At 38.4% G+C, this 3,660-nt stretch carries 4 protein-coding genes; 3 read left to right on the top strand and 1 reads right to left on the bottom strand.

Annotated features, from left to right (window positions below; translation table 11 throughout):
• Positions 1 to 332 precede the first annotated feature (332 nt).
• The 3 genes from ACKPEB_RS19740 (at position 333) to ACKPEB_RS19730 (ending at position 2,919) form a co-directional block, all read left to right on the top strand.
• Positions 333 to 839 (top strand): cupin domain-containing protein, encoded by a 507-nt coding sequence (locus ACKPEB_RS19740; RefSeq protein WP_408966698.1) that lies wholly within the window; start codon positions 333 to 335, stop codon positions 837 to 839.
• Between the two features lie 42 nt (positions 840 to 881).
• Positions 882 to 1,577, top strand: coding sequence for a MarC family protein (locus ACKPEB_RS19735; protein ID WP_408966697.1), 696 nt, complete (start codon positions 882 to 884; stop codon positions 1,575 to 1,577).
• Positions 1,578 to 1,857: 280 nt separating this feature from the next.
• Positions 1,858 to 2,919, top strand: a complete 1,062-nt coding sequence (locus tag ACKPEB_RS19730) for a DMT family transporter (protein WP_408966696.1) — start codon at positions 1,858 to 1,860, stop codon at positions 2,917 to 2,919.
• 15 nt (positions 2,920 to 2,934) lie between these two features.
• Here the strand turns inward: ACKPEB_RS19730 and argS are convergent.
• Positions 2,935 to 3,660: arginine--tRNA ligase (argS, locus tag ACKPEB_RS19725; protein WP_408966695.1), on the bottom strand; the 726-nt coding region annotated here is incomplete at its 5' end.

Below are 3,660 nucleotides of genomic sequence, written 5' to 3'. Positions count from 1 at the left end.
TTAAACGATTTGGTGGGTTTAATACTTCCACATTTTGTACCGAAATTCGGGTTAATCCTGATGCTGAAAATTCATCAGAATCGAGTTCTGAAGATAGCCAATTTTATTCAGCTTTCGGTTGGTAATCTCTGTCGGGTGGGTGCGCTGCGCTTACCCACCTAATTCTTAATAAATTCAATTTTTTCTCAAGAATATTTTGTTAACAAGTATTAATTCTTATATTTCTTTACTGCGTTCCGCTCAGGATGACATTGTAGAAGCTTAGGATGACATGATATTCTAATCACTAATATTTGATGTAAAATATTTATATTTTCTGTTCGATTTAATTTATGATAACTGTAGAACAATTAATTAAAAAATATCAACTGATTCCTCATCCTGAAGGGGGATATTTTCGAGAAACCTATCGTTCAGAGTGTGTGATTTCTCATCAAGTTTTACCCAGTAATTTTAAAGGCGATCGCAATTATTGTACAGGAATTTATTTTTTATTACCTCAAGGAACTAAATCCTGTTTACATCGAATTCAATCCGATGAAATGTGGCATTTTTATTTAGGAGGTTCAATGACCTTGGTGTTAATGCACGAAGACTATGGCGTACAAAATATTATTCTGGGTTCTGATATTCAAGCAGGGGAAACTGTGCAGTTTGTTGTTCCGGGGGGGTGGTGGTTTGGAGGTTATCCTAACCCGGAAAGTATGTATAGTTTTGTCGGGTGTACCGTTGCGCCAGGGTTTGATTTTGCCGATTTTGAATTAGGGACTCGGACTAACCTGCTCTCCAAGTTTCCAGAATCTTCTGAACTGATTTTAAAATTAACTCCTGATGCTTAATTAAAGGTACAATACATCCTTTATGGTCTATTAATTTAACAGATGGTAGAAGATTTATTAACGTTTGTTTTAGGCAGTTTTGCTTCCTTGTTTCCCATTGTTGATCCCTTGGGTGCTGTGCCGATATTTTTAATTTTAGCAGCCGGCTATTCTCCAGAGTTACAACAAAAATGTGCCATTAAAACGGCGTTTAGCTTTGTGGGGGTTTTAGTGTTTTTTTTATTAGTCGGAGATAGAATTTTAGAATTCTTTGGTTTAGCCATGTCTGGGATCAAAGTAGCCGGAGGAATTGTAATTTTTGAAGCGGGATGGGAAGCTTTAAAAGCAGAACCCAGATTAACCCCAACGGAAGAAGAAGCCTTAAGTTTTCAAATTCAAGAACATAAAGATATTTCCTTTATTCCCTTAACTATTCCTTTATTAGCAGGGCCAGGAGCGATCGCAGTAACATTAGGATTAGCCGCCCAAGCGGGTGAAACTTTTTCCTCAGAAACTATATTACATTTAGGGGAGATTATTGTTGCAATTGTCCTGATTGGAATTTTGGTTTATGGCTGTTTAATTCTATCCCATCGTTTACTCAATCTTTTAGGAGAAAATGGCATTATTGCCTTTACCCGTCTTCTGGGTTTATTTATTTTAGCCCTTGGTGTACAATTAATCTTAAGTGGGTTAGAACACTGGATTGAAGGTTTATTTTCAACCTATTTATCCGATTTGGTCTTGTTGCCTCGATAGAAAAATTCTCAAAACAGGTTGATCCTTAACTCCTTCTGTCCCAACGCTCAACACCGCACACTGGATGTCAAGAATAATCCTAAAGTTAGGTCTTCACAAAAATCTAACTTCAAGAGATTCTATTCGTTATAAAATATTCTTATAATCCAATGCAGAAGGGTATTTTTGTGGAAATAACATCCTTTAGCAGCCTATTAAAAAATTAATCTGGCTCTTAAGACTGAATTTTTATTCCTGCATCCCCTTTATCTTGAGAAATTAACACTTTATAACAACTCTAATGACCCTTTCTCAACCCAAATTCCAACATATCCAGGGGATTATCCTCCTGATCGCTGTTACTTTGCTTTGGGGAACAACATTTCCTTTGGTAAAAGATACCATTCATAATATTTCGCCTGGTGTATTAATTGCCATTCGTTCGGCTTTAGCGGCGATCGCTTTTTCCTTACATTTACGAACGTTAAATCTGAAGTTAATTCGAGATGGCATTCTATTAGGAATTCTACTCTTTGCGTCCTTAGCCATTCAAGCGATCGCATTAGAAACCCTCTCCGCAAATCGTGCCGCTTTTATTGCCAGTTTAAACGTCATTTTAGTTCCTTTATTAGGGCAATTATTAGGTCAAAAAGTCCGACGGGGACTATTTTTAGCCGCCGGACTGGCGTTAATGGGGGTGGGGGTGATGTCCTGGGAAGGCGGAATGCTGACGGCGGGAGACTTATGGATGTTGTTGGATGTTCTGCTTTATACCAGCTATATTTTGCTTTTAGAAGCCGTCACCTGCACCCATTCATCCCAACCCTTGACCGCAATTCAGCTTGTGGTGATGACGGTTTTAGCGACTGTATGGACATTACCGGATTTGATGGGACAATGGCAGGGGATTGAGGGTCATTACGTCCCTTTATTATACCTGGCAGTGGTGACAGCTATTACCACTTGGTTGCCTGCGATCGCTCAACATTGGGTTTCTGCCTCGGAAACGGCTGTAATTTATACCTTTGAACCTGTTTTTGCATCCGTATTTTCCTTTTGGTTACTCGGTGAAACGTTAGGACTGCGGGGTTGGTTAGGGGGTGCGATGATTGTTGGGGCTATGTTGATCAGTCAGCAACAAACCCATTCGATGGAAGTGGAAAGTAAAATTATCAGTGAAGAAAACTTCCTAATTCCAACAATTGAACCAATGGTGATGAATGATGAAATGTGTATTGATTTTTCTTGGCATCACCCCGAAGCAGAAGCAGAAAAAATTCCCATTTTGGTTACTTCAATTCCCCATTCTGAGTTAATCAGACAGGAAATTGAAGAATTAGAAAAACAAGTCAGCATTCAATAAAAATCCGACTTAATTTTACATTCGTTCTAACACCGGAATTCCTAAGAGGGATAACCCTAATTTTAATGTTCGTGCGGTTAAATCACACAAGGCGATACGAGAGGTTCGTTGAGGTTCTTCCGCTTTCATGACAGAACATTGCTCATAAAATTGATTGAATTTCTGACTTAATTCAAACAAATATTGACATAAACGGTTAGGAAATAAATCGTGAGCTACTTCTTCTAATACATCTTGTAATTGCAATAGATGTTTGGCTAATACACATTCTGCATCTTCTTCCAAAACGATCTTAATATCCGTTCCTAACTGTTGCCAATCAATATCGCCCTTGCGACTAATGCCTTGAATTCTGACATAAGCATAAAGCAAATAGGGGGCTGTATTCCCTTGCAAAGATAACATTTTATCGAAACTAAAAATATAGTCACTGGTGCGATTTTGGCTTAAATCCGCATATTTAACCGCACTCAAACCCACCACTTGAGCAACATGATCAATAAATGCTTCTGTTTCCGTGCGTTCTTCGGCTTTTAAACGGGTTTCTAAATCAGTTTGGGCATGATTAATCGCTTCATCTAATAACTCTCTTAAACGCACCGTTTCCCCTGAACGGGTTTTTAATTTTTTGCCATCTTCTCCTTTGACAACGCCAAAAGGAACATGAACTAATTCAACATTTTCTGGTATCCAACCTGCCCGTTTTGCTACTTGCCAAACTTGCATAAAATGGTTGGATTG

Source organism: Planktothrix sp. (assembly GCF_046067725.1).
Classification (GTDB): domain Bacteria; phylum Cyanobacteriota; class Cyanobacteriia; order Cyanobacteriales; family Microcoleaceae; genus Planktothrix.
The sequence above is the reverse complement of the archived record's forward strand: the minus strand, read 5'-3'. Positions and strand labels throughout refer to the sequence as shown.

What these genes read in the sequence shown, in the direction of transcription:
- ACKPEB_RS19730 (WP_408966696.1), top strand. Translation starts at nt 1,858, where the DNA reads ATGACCCTTTCTCAACCCAAATTCCAACATATCCAGGGGATTATCCTC.
- ACKPEB_RS19735 (WP_408966697.1), top strand. Translation starts at nt 882, where the DNA reads ATGGTAGAAGATTTATTAACGTTTGTTTTAGGCAGTTTTGCTTCCTTG.
- ACKPEB_RS19740 (WP_408966698.1), top strand. Translation starts at nt 333, where the DNA reads ATGATAACTGTAGAACAATTAATTAAAAAATATCAACTGATTCCTCAT.